Source organism: Micromonospora sp. DT233 (assembly GCF_049841815.1).
GTDB lineage: Bacteria > Actinomycetota > Actinomycetes > Mycobacteriales > Micromonosporaceae > Micromonospora.
The window spans coordinates 73,567-88,762 of record NZ_JBNCLB010000011.1; the positions used below are offsets into that span (position 1 = coordinate 73,567).

Sequence of the window (15,196 nt, forward strand, 5' to 3'; positions counted from 1 at the left end):
GGCGCGCCCCCTTGACCCGTCACAGCGTCGCTCCCCTCATCGCGTCCCCACCCTGAGCAGTTCCCGACGGCTGCGCCGCCGCGAGTTCGCGTACCAGCCCGCAGAGCCCGGCGAGCGTCGGCGCCTGCACGAACTGCGGCAGGCGGAGCCGGACCCCGAGCCGGCGGCGCAGCTCCGCCAGCACGCGCACCGCGCCGAGGGAGTCCCCGCCGAGGCGGAAGAAGCTGTCGGCCCGGCCGAAGCCGTCGTGGCCGAGCACCCGGGCCCAGGCGTCGCGCACGGCCGACTCCAGCGGGTCGGCCGGCTGCCCGGTCGGCCCCTGCCGGGCCTGCACGTGCTCGAGCGCCAGCCGGCGGGCCCGGTCCCGGTCGGCCTTGCCGTTGCGCAGCAGCGGCAACTGCGCCACCGGCACGATCACGTGGGGCACCAGGTAGGCGGGCAGGGTCCGGCGCAACCGCTCGATCGCGTCCTCCGGGTCGAACCCGGCCGCCGCCGACCGCCGGGGCTGGCTGACCAGCGGCCGGTCCGGGTCCACCGGGGCCCGCGCGGCGTCGGCCTCCGCGTGCCGCCGGGCGGTCGTGGCCCGGCCGTCGAGGTACGCGCAGAGCAGGGTGGCGTCGCGCGGGTCGACGCGGACCACGGCGGCGATGCCGTGGGCGCGGGCGAGTTCCACCAGCGCCGCCGGGGTCACCGCCGCCCGGCGCTGCGGGGCCGGGTCGTCGAGCCAGGCGACGTTCTGCGCGTTGGGTATCCCCCGGACCACCGCCGGGCCGTCGTCGGCCACCCGGGCGCAGATCCCCGCGAACTCCTCCGGGGTCGCCCAGGTGTGCTCGGCGGGGGCCCGGTCGGGCGCGGGCGGCGCGTCCGCCCGGGTCAGCACGGCGTCGAACCGGAACGCCGACATCTCGCTGAAGGCGGTGAGGTGCTTGGGCCGCAGGGAGACCCGCAGGTCACCTCGGTCTGCGGCGAGCCGGTACAGGTACCCCGGGTCGACGAGCAGTTCCCGTTCGTCGTCGGCGAGCCGGTCGGCCACCTCGGCCAGCCGCGCCTCGTCCGCGTCCGGGTGCCGCGCCTGCGCCATCGCCCGGTACTGCGCCCGCGCCAGCGGCCACGAGCGCAGGTCACCGAGGAAGAGCCGGCCGCCGGGCGAGAGCCGGTCCAGCGCCGCGCCGAGCACCTGGTCGAGGTACTCCCGGCCGGGGAAGTACTGGATCACCGAGTTGAGCACGATCAGGTCGAACCGGTCCGGCAGCCCGTCCCACTCGTCGGCGGGCCGCGACAGCGCCGCGAACCCGGGGCCCAGCGCCTCGCGGTCGGCGTTCAGCGCGTCGACCGAGCGCGTCGAGAGGTCGGTGGCCAGCCAGGTGGTGGCCTTGCGGGCCAGCGGCCGGGTCACGATCCCCGCCCCCGCCCCGATCTCCAGCACGTGGGTGAAGCCGAGGCGGGTCAGCGCGTCGACCGTGTGGCCGGCCCACTCCCGCATCACCTCGTCCGAGTACGCCTCGCGGGTCAGGCTGCTCGTCCAGCCGGTGAACCCCGACGGCTCGAGGTCCGTGTAGACCTCCTCCCACTGGGTGCGCCAGTCGTCGACGGCCGCGCTCGCCCCGTCCGACTCGCGGGGCACCACCAGCGCCGCCAGGCTGCGGTTGTCGTCGACGTCGACCGCGACGACCGTGCAGCCACCCACCCCCGGCAGACGGTTGATCGCGCTCTCCACCTCCCCCGGCTCGATCCGGTAACCGCGCAGCTTCAACTGGTCGTCCAGCCGACCGCGGATCTGGTACCCGCCGTCGCGGGTCCGGCGGGCCCGGTCGCCGGTGCGGTACGCGCGGCCGATCCCCTCGAGCGTCACGAACGCCGCGGCGGTCAGCTCGGGCCGGTTCACGTAGCCGTGCGCCAGGGCGGGGCCGCTGATCCACAGCTCGCCCCAGGTGCCGACGGGGGCCGGGCGGTCCCACCGGTCCCGCACGAAGAACCGGTTGCCCCGCAGCGGGGGGCCCACCGAGATGTCCTCCGGGGTGATCCGCCAGGCCGACGAGTAGATGGTGGTCTCGGCCGGGCCGTACGCGTTGAACGCCTCGTCGGTCACCTCCAGCAGCGCGTCCCGGACCTTCACGGTCATCGGCTCGCCGCCGGAGATCGCCACCCGTACCCGGGTGTCGAGGTGCTCGGCGAGGATCCGCCACACGCTCGGCGTCGCCTGCACCAGGGTCACGCCGCGGTCCCGGATCAGCTCGGCGAGCCGGACGGCGTCGGCGGCGGTCTCGTCGTCGGCGACGACGCACTCGACGCCCGTGGTCAGCGGCAGCAGCAACTCCAGCAGCGAGATGTCGAAGATGACCGTCGCCGAGGCGACCATCCGGTCCCCGGCGGCCGGACGCACCAGCCGTTCCATCTCCCGCAGCAGCCCGACCAGGCTGCCGTGCCCCACCAGCACGCCCTTCGGCTGACCGGTCGAGCCGGAGGTGTACATCAGGTAGGCCGGCGACGCGGGGTCGGTCGCCGGCGGCGCGGCGGTCGGGCCGGTGTCACCGTCCTCGCCCAGCAGCACCACCGTGCGCCGGCCCAGCTCGGGCACCGCCCGGTCGGCGACCAGCACCCCGACCCCCGCGTCGTCGCAGACGAACAGGCTGCGCGGCACCGGGTGGCGGGGGTCGAGCGGCACGTACACCCCGCCCGCGCCCCAGATGCCCAGCATGGACACCAGCAGGTCGACCCCCCGGGGCAGGTACGAACCGACCGGCACCCCCTCGGTGACACCGGCGGCGCGCAGCCGCGCGGCCAGCCGGAGACCGGCCTGCCAGAGCTCGCGCCGGGTCAGCCGGGCCGGGCCGCAGCTCACCGCGACCGCCTCCGGCTCGGCGCGGGCCGCCTCGGCGATCAGGGCGAGCAGCGGCGGCTGCTGCGTCGACTCGTCCGCCGGGTCGACCGTCGACCCACCGGCGGGCAGGTCGAGCTCGCCCACCCGGACCCCGGGGTCGGCGAGGCATCGGCGCAGCACCTCGACGTACGCCTCGACGGCCTCGGCGATCGACCGGTCGTCGAACAGCGCGGTGCGGTACTCGAAGCGCACGTTCGTCTTCTCGCCGTCGGGCAGCACGTCGACCAGCAGGTCGAACTTCGCCCCGGACGGGTAGGCCGGGCGGTAGCGCACCCGGGCGGAGCCGAGCCGCAGCCGCAGCTCCGGCACGTTCTGGTACGTCATCATGACCTGGAACAGCGGATGCGTCCCGGAGGTCCGGTCCAGCCCCAGCGACCGGATGATGGCCTCCAGCGGGGCCTGCCGGTGCAGCAGCGCGTCGACGGCGCGTTCCTGGGTGCGGCCGACCACCTCGGCGAAGGACGGGTCGCCGCCGAGGTCGAGCCGGATCGGCAGCGTGTTGACGAAGAAGCCGACGGCCCGTTCGGTCGCCTCGTCCCGGTCGTCGGCGACCGGTACGCCGATCACCAGGTCGTCGACGTTGCACCAGCGGGCCAGGAAGACCCCGAGCACCGAGATCGCCACCACGAACGGGGTGGTCCGCCGGTCGGCGGCCAGGGCCCGCAGCGCCTGGGTCGTCGACCGGTCCAGCACGTGGGTGTGGATGCCGCCGCGCCAGTCGAGCAGGTCGCTGCGGCGGGCCCGGTCGACGGGAAGGTGCAGCTCGGCGGGTGCCCCCCGCAGCACCTCCCGCCAGTGCTCGACCGCCTCCCGCTGCGCCTGCTCGGTGCGCTCCCGCCGCTGCCAGGCGGCCACCTCGGCCAGCCCCGGCACCGGCGGGAGCTCCGCGTCGGCGTCGTGCGCCGCGCCGGTCAGCCGGGCGTAGAGCGCGGAGAGGTCCTCGGCCAGGTTGGCGGCCGACCAGCCGTCGACCACCGCGTGGTGCATGACCAGGACGAGCAGGGCCTCCTGCTCGGGCAGGATCCAGAGCGCGGCCCGGAAGACCTCGCCGCGTTGCAGGCTCAACGGCAGGTCGAGGAACGCGGCCAGCTCCGCCTCGGCCTGCTCGGGCCCGTCCACCGTGGACACCCGCAGGTTGCCGCCGGTGGCCTCGGCGACCAGCATGTGCACCTGGTCGCCGTCGTCGGTGAACCGGCAGCGCAGCGCCTCGTGCCGGGCCACCAGCGCGTCGACCGCCGCGCCGAGGGCCGGCACGTCCAATTCCCCGTACACCTGCCAGAGCAGTGGCGCGGCGTAGGCCGTGCCACCCTCCTCGTGCCGGTCGATCAGCCACAGGCGGCGCTGCTCGGGGCTGGCCGGAACCGGTGTGCTCATCGCGTCGCTCCCTGGGGTCGGGCGGCCGGCCCCGGCTCGTCGGCGACGCCGTCGGTGCGCGAGGGGACGGTGGGGGTGGTGGCGGGGGCCGCCTCGGGGTGGCCCGGGGCGGGGACGTACCGGCTGCGGGTGCGCTGCGCCCACCCGACGACGGGCCCGGTCGCGGCGGCGAGCGCCAGGAAGACGCCGATCAGGACGAGCCAGCCGACGTCGGTCCAGGTGCTCAGCAGGAAGGTCACCAGGACCGGGCCGCAGATCGACCGGATGGTCGACCCGAGGGAGTGGATGGCGCCGTACTCGCCCTGGGCCTCGGGGTGGGCCAGGCCGAACCGCAGCGCCCAGTCGGCGGCCGCGGCGCGCAGCTCACCGGCGGTCAGCAGCAGGACGCCGGCGGCCAGCACCGCGCCGGCCAGCACGGCGGTGTCGGTCCAGGCGGTGGCGGCGAAGACGGCGCAGGCGAACGCGGCGGCCAGGCTGCCCTGGACCAGGGCCCGGCGCGCGTCGGGCACCGATTCGACGCCGCGGGCCGCCCGCACCTGGAACAGGATGATCAACAGGGTGTTGGCGATGATCAGCGCGGCGAAGATCGCGGTCGGGGCCTCGGTGTGGTGGGCGATCCAGAGCGGCAGGCCGATCACCAGCACCGTGTCGTAGATGGAGACGAGGCCGCTGAGCAGGGCCACCGCGAGGAACGGCGGGTCCCGCAGGACGCCGCTGGGGCCGCTGCCGGCGGCGGCCCGCCGCCCGGGCACCCGGGGGTACTGCAGGCTGATCGCGCTGACCGCCAGGGTGAGCAGCGCGTAGGTCACCAGGAGCACGACGAACGCCGTCCTGGTGTGCACCGCGAGCGCGACGCCGGCCAGGGCGGTGCCCAGCGAGACGCCGATGTTCGCGACGCTGCGGCTGCGGGCGGCGGTGGCCACCCGGCGCTTCTCGTCGACCAGCTGGGCCAGCAGCGCCTCCCGGCTGACGCTGGCGCCCCGCTCGGCGATGCCGAGGACGCACATCAGGATGAGGAACGCGGCGACGCCGTGGACCAGCGGCAGGCAGGCCAGCAGGAGCCCCTGCACCGCGCCCGCGCCGACGGTCGTCTCCTTCGGACCGATCCGGTCGACCAGCCGCCCGACCGTCCCGGCGGCGACGACCCAGACCGAGGCGGTGAGGGAGAAGCCGAGCCCCACCTGCACGGCCGACACGTCGGCGAAGGTGGAGAAGTAGATCACGCTGACCGAGGTGTAGAGGCCGAACCCGACGCACCCGACCAGGGTGTTGACGAGCAGGATCGCCTCGACCTTCGGCAGTTCGCGGACGCCGGTCCACCAGCTCCGGGACCGATCGGCAGCACCTCTGAAGCTCGCCACCTGACTGCTCCGTCCCTTCCGCCTCGATGCCTCGCCGGGTCGGGTGCGCCGGCCGTACGGAATTGTGGTGGTGCCGCGGCGTCGCCGCCCCGCCGGATCACCGGGCGGCCGCCGGCCGGGTCCCCAGCGCGCGAGCGCGGCCGGCGGGCCGGCGGGCGGTGGTCGTGGGGGCTGTGGTCGGGGGGGTGGTGGTCGTGGGGGCGCGATCGGCTCCGGTGGGCGCGAGCGCCGCCCACCGGCGGGCTCGGGGCGGAGTCACGGTCTCAGCCGCGTGCCCCGATCGGACCGCACCGGACGGATCTGCCTACCCACTGTCACGTCGCCACGTCCCCTGTGGTCACTGCCCTCGGCCGCTTTCAGCACATGCAACACAGTTGATCCCCGATGCGGGACCGACGCTAGCAGGACCGGGTCAGGTGATCAATAGCGTCAGGGGTGCTGCGTACGCCCCCGATGCGCCCGCCGACGACCCCTACGGGCCGCCCGGTCGCCGCCGCGCGTGGAGGGTCCGCGGCGGCCCGTCGGACCGGAACACCCGCCGTCACCCAGAGTGTCCACACGGGTGGGTCAGGGTGGCGAGGAGCCAACTCGGACGGTCCGGTACCTCCCGGTCCGGGCGATGCGTCGCTGCGCCCTCGGGGCCCGGTGCGGGAGCCTCCCTGCCGGCCTACGATGATCGCCACGCCTGGCTGGGCGGATGGCCGTCGGCCGAGAGGAACAGGATGCCGGAGAGCGACACGGACGAGCGTTTCGAGCACGGGACCTCGCGCCCACACCCGCCCGCCGAGGCGCGGCCGATCGACCTCGACGATCCGTTGCTGGCCGACATGCTGGCCCTCTGGCGCGACCTGCTCGACCGGCCCGACCTGGCGGCGGACGCCGACTTCTTCGCCTCGGGGGGCCGGTCGCTGCTGGCGATCCAGCTCCTGCAACGGGTCCGCCGCACGCTCGGCATTCCGATCCCCCTCGACACGCTCATCTCGGCGCCCACCCCGCGCCGGTTCGCCGAACGGCTGACCGTCCTGCGGGCCGAGCACCGCCGCGCCGAGCCGGCGGCCGATCGGCGGGTCTCCCGGTCGGCCGCCGGTGAGGTGGACCGGGCGATCGACGAGGCGCTCGGCGAGCACCAGCACCTGGGCCTCCAGCTCTACGTCTCCCTCGCCGGCGAGCCGGTGCACGACCGGGTCGCCGGGCGGCGCGAGGACGGCACGCCGCTGGGCGGTGACGACGTGTTGCCCTGGTTCAGCGGCGGCAAGCCGCTGGTCGCGGCGTCCGTGGCCGAGCTGTGGCGGCGGGGGTCACTGGACCCGGACGAGCCGGTGGCGACCTACCTGCCGGCGTTCGGGGTCGGCGGCAAGGACGCGATCACCCTGCGGCACCTGCTCACCCACTGCTCCGGGCGGCTGCTCACCGACGACCCGGCCGACGCCGACCCCTACGTGGTGGGCTACGCCCGGGCGACCGATCGGGCGCTCGGGGCCCGGCTGCACCCCGACGACGTGCCCGGACGGCAGGCGTCGTACTCCTCCTCGGCCATCGGCTGGCTGACGCTGGCCGAGGTCCTCCGACAGCTCGACGGCCGGGACTTCGACCGGTTCGTGGCCGACGAGTTCGCCGGTCCGCTCGGCGCGGCGTACCACTACGGTTTCTCCGCCGACGAACTGCGCGGCCTCGGCAGCCGGGTGGGCACCTACCACCGGGGGCGGGGGGCGCAGTTCAGCAGCCCGCAGGAGGCGCGGACCGGCGCCGAGAGCCGGCGACTGCTGGCCAGCGGCCTGGTGCACACGACCCGGCATCCCGGTGAGGGGCTGTGGGCCAGCGTCCGCAGCATGGCCCGCTTCTACGAGCTGCTGCGCCGCCGGGCGGCCGGCGAGGAGGGCGACGGCCCGCTGGACTCGCCGACCGTCGCGCAGATGATCCGACCGCAGCGGCCGAGCTTCTTCGCGGAGGCCCCGCTCATCGACTTCGGGCTGGGCCTGACCCTGGAGAGCCGGCGGCACGGCGAGGAGCACGCCTACTACGGGTCGCACACCAGCCCGCGCACCTTCGGCCACCAGGGCCACGGCTCCTCGCCGATGGCCTACGTGGACCCGGAGCACGACCTGGTGGTGGCCTTCAACGGCAACGGCCTGCCCGGCTTCGCGGCGGGCAAGGCCATCTGGCACCGGATCAGCGACGCGGTGTACCGGGAGCTGGGGCTGGTGTGACCGGCCGCCCGGCGACGAACTCCGCCAGCAGCCGGCCCACCCCGGCGTCGGCCAGCAGGTCGGCGCGGGGGACGTCGAAGCGCACCTGGCGGCCGCCGACGGCCGGGAAGGCGTCCGGAGGGTGCGCGGCGGAGAGCACGGTCAGCGTCGGGGGCCCGTCCTGGGGCGTCGGCGGCGCGGTCAGGGCGACCACCACCAGGTACGACAGGTAGCGCCGGACCCGGACGACCAGGTCGGCGACGAGTTCGTCGTCCAGGTCCAGCTCCCGGCCGACCCGGCCGGCGGTGCGGGCGTAGTCGGCGGCCAGCCCACGGGCCAGCTCCACCAGGTCGGGGGCCGGGCCCGGCGTCGGGTCGGTCGCCTCGGCGTCGGCCGGCGCCCGGTCGAGCACCGCCACCAGCGACTCGACCGCGTCCCGGTGCGCCGCCAGGAGCTGCCCGGCGCCGGCCACCGCGGGGTCGACCAGGACCAGGCCGACCGGGTGGCCGTGGGCGGCGAGATCCTGGGCCAGGCGGGCGGCCACGGCCGCCCCGGTGCAGTAGCCGATCACCGTGCAGACCCGCGCCCCGGAGGCCAGCACCGCGTCGCGCCAGGCGTCGACCTGCCGGGCGGCGTCCGCCGCGTCGTCGACGACCCGGTCCGGCGGCCGGGTGACCAGCACGGCGCGGTCGTCGGGCAGCAGGGGCGTCAGCTCCGCGAACCCGGCCTCCGGCCGGGCCCCGCCGAAGTCGACGGTGAGCACCAGGTCCCGCCCGTCCGCAGCCGCCCGGAGCGGGCTCCACATCGTCGTGTCCGGTACGCCGACGCCCATGTCACTCACCCCTCGTAACCACTCGCCCGCAATTGGCTCGGACAGTACCGGATCATTCCCGGGCGGCACGGCGACGGCAATTCGGCAGTTAGTTTCGCTTCAATGTCGGACAATTCGGCAGGGACCTGCGGTCGACCGGGTCGCACGGCGCCGGTAACTCGCACCGCACTTATCGGCGACTCAGCGTGCCGATTCTCCCGGCAGCTCGCGGAGGGTGTCGGCCACGGTACGCGGGGTGCGGAAGGTCTCGGCCCGGATCGCCTCCTCCGGCAACGCCACGCCGAGCCGCTCCTCCACCTCCACCAGGAAGTCCACCGTGCGCAGCGAGGTCAGGCCGAGGGCCGACAGGTCCGCGTCCGGGTCCTGGCCGAGCGCGGCGGCGGACGTCGGCGGCAGGTGGCGGCGGGCGATCTCGATGACGGAACGCAGGACGTCGTCCATTCCGGACTCCCTATTTCCTCAGTAGGGTTTGCCGCTTCGCGGCGATACGGATGGCACGTTACGCGACCGTTCCGGCACGCCCGCGCACCAATCCGGCCGGTCGCCGCCACGGACAGTTCTGCTGGTTGCGGTGAACCAATGGGCGACCTACATTGTGTCCGGCGTCCTCCTTGATCATCACAAGCGGCGCCGGACCTACGTCAGGGACGGAATTGTCGGGTGCGGCGGTCGGCGGGAGTCGACGTCACCGCACGGCACCGACGCACGGCCGTCGAACCAGGGGAGGCGTCTTGCCGGATCAGCGCTTTGAGATGTCCGAGCATGTGCAGAACGTGCTCACCGGCCCCGAGGTCACCCTCTTCACCGACGACGGCTCCGTGGTGCCCGGGATCGCCGGCGTCTCCGGCGTCTCGGACGTGATCGACGCCGGCCTGGAGATCGGTGCCGACCGGTTGATCATGCAGCCGGGCTCCGCCTTCGAGCTGCACACCCACCCCGGCGCCCACATCCTGTACGTGCTGCGCAACCGGGGCTTCATCCACGTCGACGGCGTCGACTACGAGATGACCGAGGGCGACACGGTCTACGTGCCGGCCAACTTCGCCCACGGCGTCAGGACGAACCCGGACGTCGACGACGTGCTGGAGATCCTCGCCTTCGGCGTACCGCACATGCCGGTCGATTCGACCAAGCGCATGACCCTGGTGAAGTGACCGAGCCGGCGCTCAACGGCTGGGTGGTCGCCGACGACCCGGTCGAGGTCCACGACCTGCTCTGCGCCAGCGACGCCCACCAGGCGGCGGCGACCGGGTCGCCGGTGCCGGCGCGGCGGCTGGCGACCACCAGCCAGCGGGTCGCGTCGGGGTCGGTGCACCTGCTGCGGGCCGGCGGCCGCGCGGTCGGGATGTTCACCCTCACCTGGGACGCCCCCTACGACGCCTCGGCCGTGCCCTTTCCGGCCGCCCGGCGGCCGAGCTACCTCAGCCGGCTCTCGGTGCGGCCGGACGAACTGGCCGCCGGCTCCCTGGTCGGGGTGCGCTGCGTGCGCCGGGCGATCCAGGTCGCCGGCGCGCAGGGCGCCGACGACCTGCGCGCGGAGGCGAACCCGGACCTCGCCCCGACCTGGGCGCTGCTCACCGGCCTGGGTTTCCTGCCGTGCGGGCCGACGCACTCCGACGCCGCCGGCCGGTCCTGGGCCTACCTGCACCGGCCGCTGACCCGGCCGAAGGGCTGACCGTCGTGGCCCAGCCCGATCGGCGCGGTCGCTCAGCAGAGCGCGGTCGCTCAGCAGAGCCGGACAGTGACCGTCTTGGGGCGTTGGTACTCGGCCAGCGCCAGCACGCTGAGGTCGGTGCCGTGACCGGAGCCACGCCGGCCGCCGTGCGGCAGCTCGGCGGTCTGGTCGAGGTGGCAGTTGACCCACACCTCGCCGGCGTCGATCTCCCCGGCGAGGCGCAGCAGCAGGCCGGCGTCGGTGCCCCAGACGCTGGCGGCCAGCGCCTGCGGCACCGAGTTGGCCAGGGCGACCGCGTGGGCGGGATCGTCGGCGGCCTGGACGGTCAGCACCGGGCCGAAGACCTCACCGACCACCGCCGGGTCGTCGTCGGGCAGGTCGGCCAGGATCAGGCCGGCCCGCCAGTACCCCTGGCTCTCCTGCGGGGTCGTCCCCAGCTCGGCGGCGTGCCGGGTCCGGGCGGCGCTGGCGGCCACGATCCGGTCGAACCGGGCCGCCTGGTCGGCGTTGTTCAACGGGCCGAAGTCGACGCCCGCGCGGCGCTGCCGCATCGCCTCGGCCAGCCGCTCGACGGTCTCCCGATGGTTGTCGCGCAGCGTGATGACCCGGGCCGGGGCGGCGCAGCTCTGCCCGGCGTTGTAGACGCAGGCGTCCACGAGGGACTGGTAGGTGTGCGCCGGGGCGTCGGGCAGCACCAGGGCCGGGGCGTTGCCGCCCAGTTCCAGGCTCACCCGGCGCACGCCGGCGCGGCCCACCACGTCCGCGCCCCCCGCGTTGCTGCCGGTGAAGGCGACCGCGTCCACGTCGGACTCGACGAGGAGCTGACCGGTGCGCCGGTCGCCGGGCAGCACGGTGAGCACGCCCGCCCCGAGCAGTTCGTCGGCGTGCCGGGCCAGCAGGACCGCGCTGTCCGGAGTGGTGAGCGCCGGCTTGAGCACCACCGTGTTGCCGGCGGCGAGGGCGGGACCGAGCCGCCACGCCGCCATCAGCAGCGGGTAGTTCCACGGCACGACGACGCCGACGACCCCGAGCGGTTCCCACCGCACCCAGCTCTCCCGGTCGGGCATCCGCCGGCCGCCCGCCGGGCCCAGGTCCGCGCGCGCCGCGCCGGCGTAGAACCGCAGCACGTCCGCGCACTGCTCCAGCTCGCCGGTGAGCTCCCCGTCCGGCTTGCCGGTGCCGGCGCGCTCGGCGTGCAGGAAGTCCGCCGCCCGCTCCTCCATCCGGTCGGCCAGCCGCGACAACCGCCGGGACCGTTCCCGGGCGGTGAGCCGCCACCACTGCGGCTGCGCGCGCCGCGCCGCCGCGACCGCCTCGGCCACCTCGGCGCGCCGGCCGGGCCGACTGCGGGCCCGTTCCAGGCCGGTACGCGGATCGGTGAGCGCCACCATCGACGCAGAGTCATCGTCGGAGGGACTGTCGGTGTGGTGCGGTAGCAGATCGACCATGGCGACCGAGCCTAGTGGAGTTCGCCGAAAGATGACATCGTCTCACTGCCCGCAGCGGACCGATCGGGAATGACCTGCCGAAAGACGGCAGCCCCGGCCCCGGGCGCCACCGACTGCCAACCACGGGAGCGACATGCTCGACGGCACCTTCCTTGAGCGACCCGACACCCACCGGCACATCACAGCGCGTGAAGAGCTGTTGGACGGACGCGAGCTTCCGGGGCTCGAACTGAGCCCCGTCGTCGCCGAGTCCCGGCGCTTCCCCGAGGCGGCGGCGGACGCGCTCACCGCCCAGTTGACGACCCACGGCCTCGGCCTGGTCCAGCTCGACGAGCCCCTGGCCGACGAACGCTTCCTCGCCCTCGGCCGCCTGCTCGGCACCGCCATGCCCGAGACCGACCCGACCGTGCAGCCGTACGTCGAGCGGGGGGTGATCCTCAACCTGCTCAGCGAGCACGACCGGACCGGTGACGTGGCCCTGCAACCGTTCGCCACGAACTACCTGTCGCTGCACACCGAGGGCAGCGGCCGCCCCCCGGCCGAGCAGCCCCGATACATCGTGCTGATGTGCCACGACCCGGGCGACGCGACGTCGGCGCGGACCGTCCTGGTGCCGATGCGGGCCGTCGCGCGGGCCATGGACCCGGCCAGCCTGGACACGCTCAGCCGGGTGCGCTACCGGCACGACGCCCGGCTGGCGCCCATCGTCCGCTACGACGACGGCCGGTGCGTGTTCACCTTCCGCGACTTCCTGGACCAGCCGCTGCGGTGGACCAGCCACGGCCCCGCCGACGAACAGACCGTCAACGACGCCATCGCCGACCTGCTGAGGGCCATGTACTCGGCGGCGTCGGCGGCCAGCGTGCACTGGCGGGCCGGCCTCGTCGTCGTCATCGACAACCGGTTCTTCTTCCACGGCCGGACCGCCGGGCCGGCCGTCGCCTCCGCCCACCGGCGGCACCTGCGGCGACTGCGGATCGTCTGACCCACCCGCCGCGACCACGCCCTGATCGGAGAAGATGATGCAGCTGTTCGCCCCGGTGCCCCGACAGCGCTCCGCCGTGGTGCCCGACGAGGCGCACGCCGCCGCCCGCCGGGCCCGCGCCGCCGTGCCCTCCGACGGCCGGCTCCTGCCGGTGGTCGACGAGCGGGTGCTGGACGTGTTCGCCCGGGCCAAGGACCCGGGTGACCCGATGGAGCTGCGTGACCTGTGGCTCGGCCGGGTGGAACACGAACTGGGCGCGGCGAGCCACCGGCCCTGGCTGGCCGACCGGTGGCGCTCGGCGGCCCCCCGGCAGCAGCTCACCCCCGAGGAGGTGCTCGGGTCGCGGGCCACCGTCCGGTTCGTCAAGGAGCTGTTCAACTGGTACTTCCGCGACGACCTCTACGGCGACCTGGCCGCGCCCGACACCGTCCTGCTCTCCAGCGGCTCCGTCGACGAGCAGGAGTGGGGGCTGCCCGAGTCGCTGAAGGACTGCCTGCGCTTCGCCCTCGACCAGGACTGGTACGGCTACTCCGACTCCCGGGGGCGGGTCCCGGCCCGCGAGGCGGTCGCCGCGTACGAGAACGAACGCATCGAGGGCAGCCCGTACACGGTGGACGAGATCGCGCTGACCATGGGCGGCACCTTCGCGGTCAGCTCGCTGGCCGACTTCATCCTGCACGGCGGGGGCGCGACCGACCAGCCGGTGCTCTGCGGCATCCCGAACTACCCGCCGCTGGTGGAGTCCGTCGCCCGCCGCCGCCCGGTGCGGCTGGTGCCGCTGCCCTCCGCCGACGGGCGGATGTCGCTGGAGCCGCTGATCGCCGCGCTCACCCCCGCGACCCCGCTGGTCCTGATCCAGACGGTCGGCAACCCCACCGGGGCGGCCGTCGACGAGGAGGAGCTGGGTCGGCTGATCGAGGCGGCCGGGCCGGGCACGATGATCCTGCTCGACGAGTGCCACGAGTGGCTGGGCCCGGTGCGCCGGGCCGGAGCGCGCCGCGCCGCGCCGAACGTGATCCGGGTGTCGAGCCTGTCGAAGGCCTGGTCGGCCCCCGGGTTGAAGGTCGGCTGGATCACCGCCGACGCCGGCTTCATCGCCGACTACTACGAGTACGCCTCGACCACCTTCGGTGGGCCGCCGTCGTTCCTGTACACCCTGGTCGAGGTGCTGGCCCGGATGGAGCGCTGGCTGCTCTGCGGCCGGGAGGAGGTCGGCCCGGCGGAGCTGGCCGAGTTCGAGGCGACGTACCCGATGGACGCCGGCCTGCTCAACGCCACCTACGTCGCCTACCGGGCCGACCGGATCAACCGGGAGCGCGGGCTGTCGACGCTGCGCGACGGCGCCACGGCGGTGTTCAGCGAGGCCGCGGCGATCGTCCACCCGGCCCACTACTCGATCAACCTGGCCATCGAGTTCCCCGGCTGGGACGACTCGTACCGGTGCTTCCGGGACCTGCTGCGCGACACCGGCGTGTCGGTCTTCCCGGGTATCCTCACGTTCTGTCTCTCCGGCGGCGTCGGCCGGGTGACCACGGCCCGCCGCTGGTCGGATCTGGCCGGGGCCGCCGAGCGCGTCGGTCGGCGGCTGGCCGCCGGGCCGGCGAGCTGACCGCGACAGCGAGGAGAGGAGCCGCACGATGCCGTACTCGATCACCGAGGGAAGCAAGCCCGTCCTCGGCATGATCCACCTGCAACCGCTGCCGGGCACCCCGTTCCACACCGAGGGCTCGTTCGCCGCGACGCTGGAGACCGCCGTGCGCTCGGCGCGGGCGCTCGACGCCGGCGGCGCGGACGGTTGCCTGGTGCAGACCGTCGACCGGGTCTACAGCGTCGAGGACAGCGCCGACCCCGCCCGGACGGTCGCGATGGGGCTGGTGGTCAACGCGGTGTCGCAGGCCGTGCGCCCCGGCTTCCAGGTCGGGGTGCAGCTCATGCGCGGGGCGCTGAAGGCGTCCCTGGCGGTGGCGAAGGTCGCCGGCGGCTCCTTCATCCGGGCCAACGCCCTGGTGGGCATGACGCTCACCGCGCACGGCATGGTGCGGCCCGACCCGCACGACGTGATGACGTACCGGCGGGGCATCGACGCCCGCGACATCGGCGTCATCGCCGACGTCGACACCATGCACTACTCCTGGTTCGGCGGGGGCAAATCGACCGGGGAGGTGGCCCGCGCCGCGCGGGGCGCCGGCGCGGACGCGGTCTGCGTCTGCCACCCCGACGACGACCGGACGCTGGAGCTCGTCGCCCAGGTGCGCCGGTCCGCCCCGGGCCTGCCGGTGATCCTCGGCGGCCACACCAACCACGACAACGCCGCGCGGCTGCTGGCCGCCGCCGACGGCGCGTTCGTGGGCACCTGCCTGGAACGCGACGGCTGGGGCGGTGAGATCGACGTCGACCGGGTACGGGAGTACGTGGCCGCCGTCCGATCCGTGCGGTCCTGACAGGTCCGTGCGC

Annotated in this window: 11 protein-coding genes; 6 read left to right on the forward strand and 5 right to left on the reverse strand. The window is 74.8% G+C overall.

Annotation, left to right across the window (positions count from 1 at the left end):
- Positions 1–19 precede the first annotated feature (19 nt).
- Positions 20–4,255 (reverse strand): amino acid adenylation domain-containing protein, encoded by a 4,236-nt coding sequence (locus ACLQ2V_RS21585; protein ID WP_425720356.1) that lies wholly within the window; start codon positions 4,253–4,255, stop codon positions 20–22.
- Entirely contained in the window at positions 4,252–5,616 is a 1,365-nt protein-coding gene (locus ACLQ2V_RS21590; protein WP_425720357.1) for an MFS transporter, read from the reverse strand. Before ACLQ2V_RS21590 ends, ACLQ2V_RS21585 begins: the two co-directional genes overlap by 4 nt.
- 722 nt (positions 5,617–6,338) lie before the next feature.
- On the opposite strand from ACLQ2V_RS21590, the gene ACLQ2V_RS21595 reads away from it, so the two are divergent.
- The gene (locus ACLQ2V_RS21595) at positions 6,339–7,823 is read left to right on the forward strand and encodes a serine hydrolase (RefSeq protein ID WP_425720358.1); all 1,485 of its coding nucleotides are present in this window, start codon (positions 6,339–6,341) and stop codon (positions 7,821–7,823) included.
- On the opposite strand, the gene ACLQ2V_RS21600 is transcribed toward ACLQ2V_RS21595, so the two are convergent.
- Together ACLQ2V_RS21600 and ACLQ2V_RS21605 are read right to left on the reverse strand one after the other, a co-directional pair.
- Entirely contained in the window at positions 7,786–8,643 is an 858-nt protein-coding gene (locus tag ACLQ2V_RS21600; protein ID WP_425720359.1) for a hypothetical protein, read from the reverse strand. The genes ACLQ2V_RS21595 and ACLQ2V_RS21600 overlap by 38 nt on opposite strands.
- Positions 8,644–8,814: 171 nt before the next feature.
- The gene (locus ACLQ2V_RS21605) at positions 8,815–9,075 is read right to left on the reverse strand and encodes a phosphopantetheine-binding protein (RefSeq protein WP_425720360.1); all 261 of its coding nucleotides are present in this window, start codon (positions 9,073–9,075) and stop codon (positions 8,815–8,817) included.
- Between the two features lie 311 nt (positions 9,076–9,386).
- On the opposite strand from ACLQ2V_RS21605, the gene ACLQ2V_RS21610 reads away from it, so the two are divergent.
- Positions 9,387–9,788: a cupin domain-containing protein gene (locus ACLQ2V_RS21610; RefSeq protein ID WP_425720361.1), complete on the forward strand. Its 402-nt coding sequence runs from the start codon at positions 9,387–9,389 to the stop codon at positions 9,786–9,788.
- Positions 9,785–10,309 (forward strand): hypothetical protein, encoded by a 525-nt coding sequence (locus tag ACLQ2V_RS21615; protein ID WP_425720362.1) that lies wholly within the window; start codon positions 9,785–9,787, stop codon positions 10,307–10,309. The genes ACLQ2V_RS21610 and ACLQ2V_RS21615 overlap by 4 nt, the downstream gene beginning before the upstream one ends.
- Positions 10,310–10,359: 50 nt before the next feature.
- Here the strand turns inward: ACLQ2V_RS21615 and ACLQ2V_RS21620 are convergent, their stop codons facing one another.
- A complete protein-coding gene (locus ACLQ2V_RS21620; protein WP_425720363.1) occupies positions 10,360–11,757 on the reverse strand; it encodes an aldehyde dehydrogenase family protein in 1,398 nt (465 codons plus the stop codon).
- A 133-nt stretch (positions 11,758–11,890) separates the two neighbouring features.
- On the opposite strand from ACLQ2V_RS21620, the gene ACLQ2V_RS21625 reads away from it, so the two are divergent.
- Genes ACLQ2V_RS21625 through ACLQ2V_RS21635 form a run of 3 tightly spaced genes read left to right on the forward strand, consistent with a single transcriptional unit; the run spans position 11,891 to position 15,183 of the window.
- Complete coding sequence (locus ACLQ2V_RS21625) at positions 11,891–12,742, forward strand: TauD/TfdA family dioxygenase (protein WP_425720364.1); 852 nt, start codon at positions 11,891–11,893, stop codon at positions 12,740–12,742.
- A 37-nt stretch (positions 12,743–12,779) separates the two neighbouring features.
- A complete protein-coding gene (locus ACLQ2V_RS21630) occupies positions 12,780–14,351 on the forward strand; it encodes a pyridoxal phosphate-dependent aminotransferase (RefSeq protein ID WP_425720365.1) in 1,572 nt (523 codons plus the stop codon).
- A gap of 28 nt (positions 14,352–14,379) precedes the next feature.
- Positions 14,380–15,183: a BtpA/SgcQ family protein gene (locus ACLQ2V_RS21635; protein WP_425720366.1), complete on the forward strand. Its 804-nt coding sequence runs from the start codon at positions 14,380–14,382 to the stop codon at positions 15,181–15,183.
- Positions 15,184–15,196 lie beyond the last annotated feature (13 nt).

Coding starts and splice junctions, on each gene's coding strand:
- ACLQ2V_RS21585 (WP_425720356.1), bottom strand. CDS start 4,255: ATGAGCACACCGGTTCCGGCCAGCCCCGAGCAGCGCCGCCTGTGGCTG.
- ACLQ2V_RS21595 (WP_425720358.1), top strand. CDS start 6,339: ATGCCGGAGAGCGACACGGACGAGCGTTTCGAGCACGGGACCTCGCGC.
- ACLQ2V_RS21620 (WP_425720363.1), bottom strand. CDS start 11,757: ATGGTCGATCTGCTACCGCACCACACCGACAGTCCCTCCGACGATGAC.
- ACLQ2V_RS21630 (WP_425720365.1), top strand. CDS start 12,780: ATGCAGCTGTTCGCCCCGGTGCCCCGACAGCGCTCCGCCGTGGTGCCC.
- ACLQ2V_RS21605 (WP_425720360.1), bottom strand. CDS start 9,075: ATGGACGACGTCCTGCGTTCCGTCATCGAGATCGCCCGCCGCCACCTG.
- ACLQ2V_RS21625 (WP_425720364.1), top strand. CDS start 11,891: ATGCTCGACGGCACCTTCCTTGAGCGACCCGACACCCACCGGCACATC.
- ACLQ2V_RS21635 (WP_425720366.1), top strand. CDS start 14,380: ATGCCGTACTCGATCACCGAGGGAAGCAAGCCCGTCCTCGGCATGATC.
- ACLQ2V_RS21610 (WP_425720361.1), top strand. CDS start 9,387: ATGTCCGAGCATGTGCAGAACGTGCTCACCGGCCCCGAGGTCACCCTC.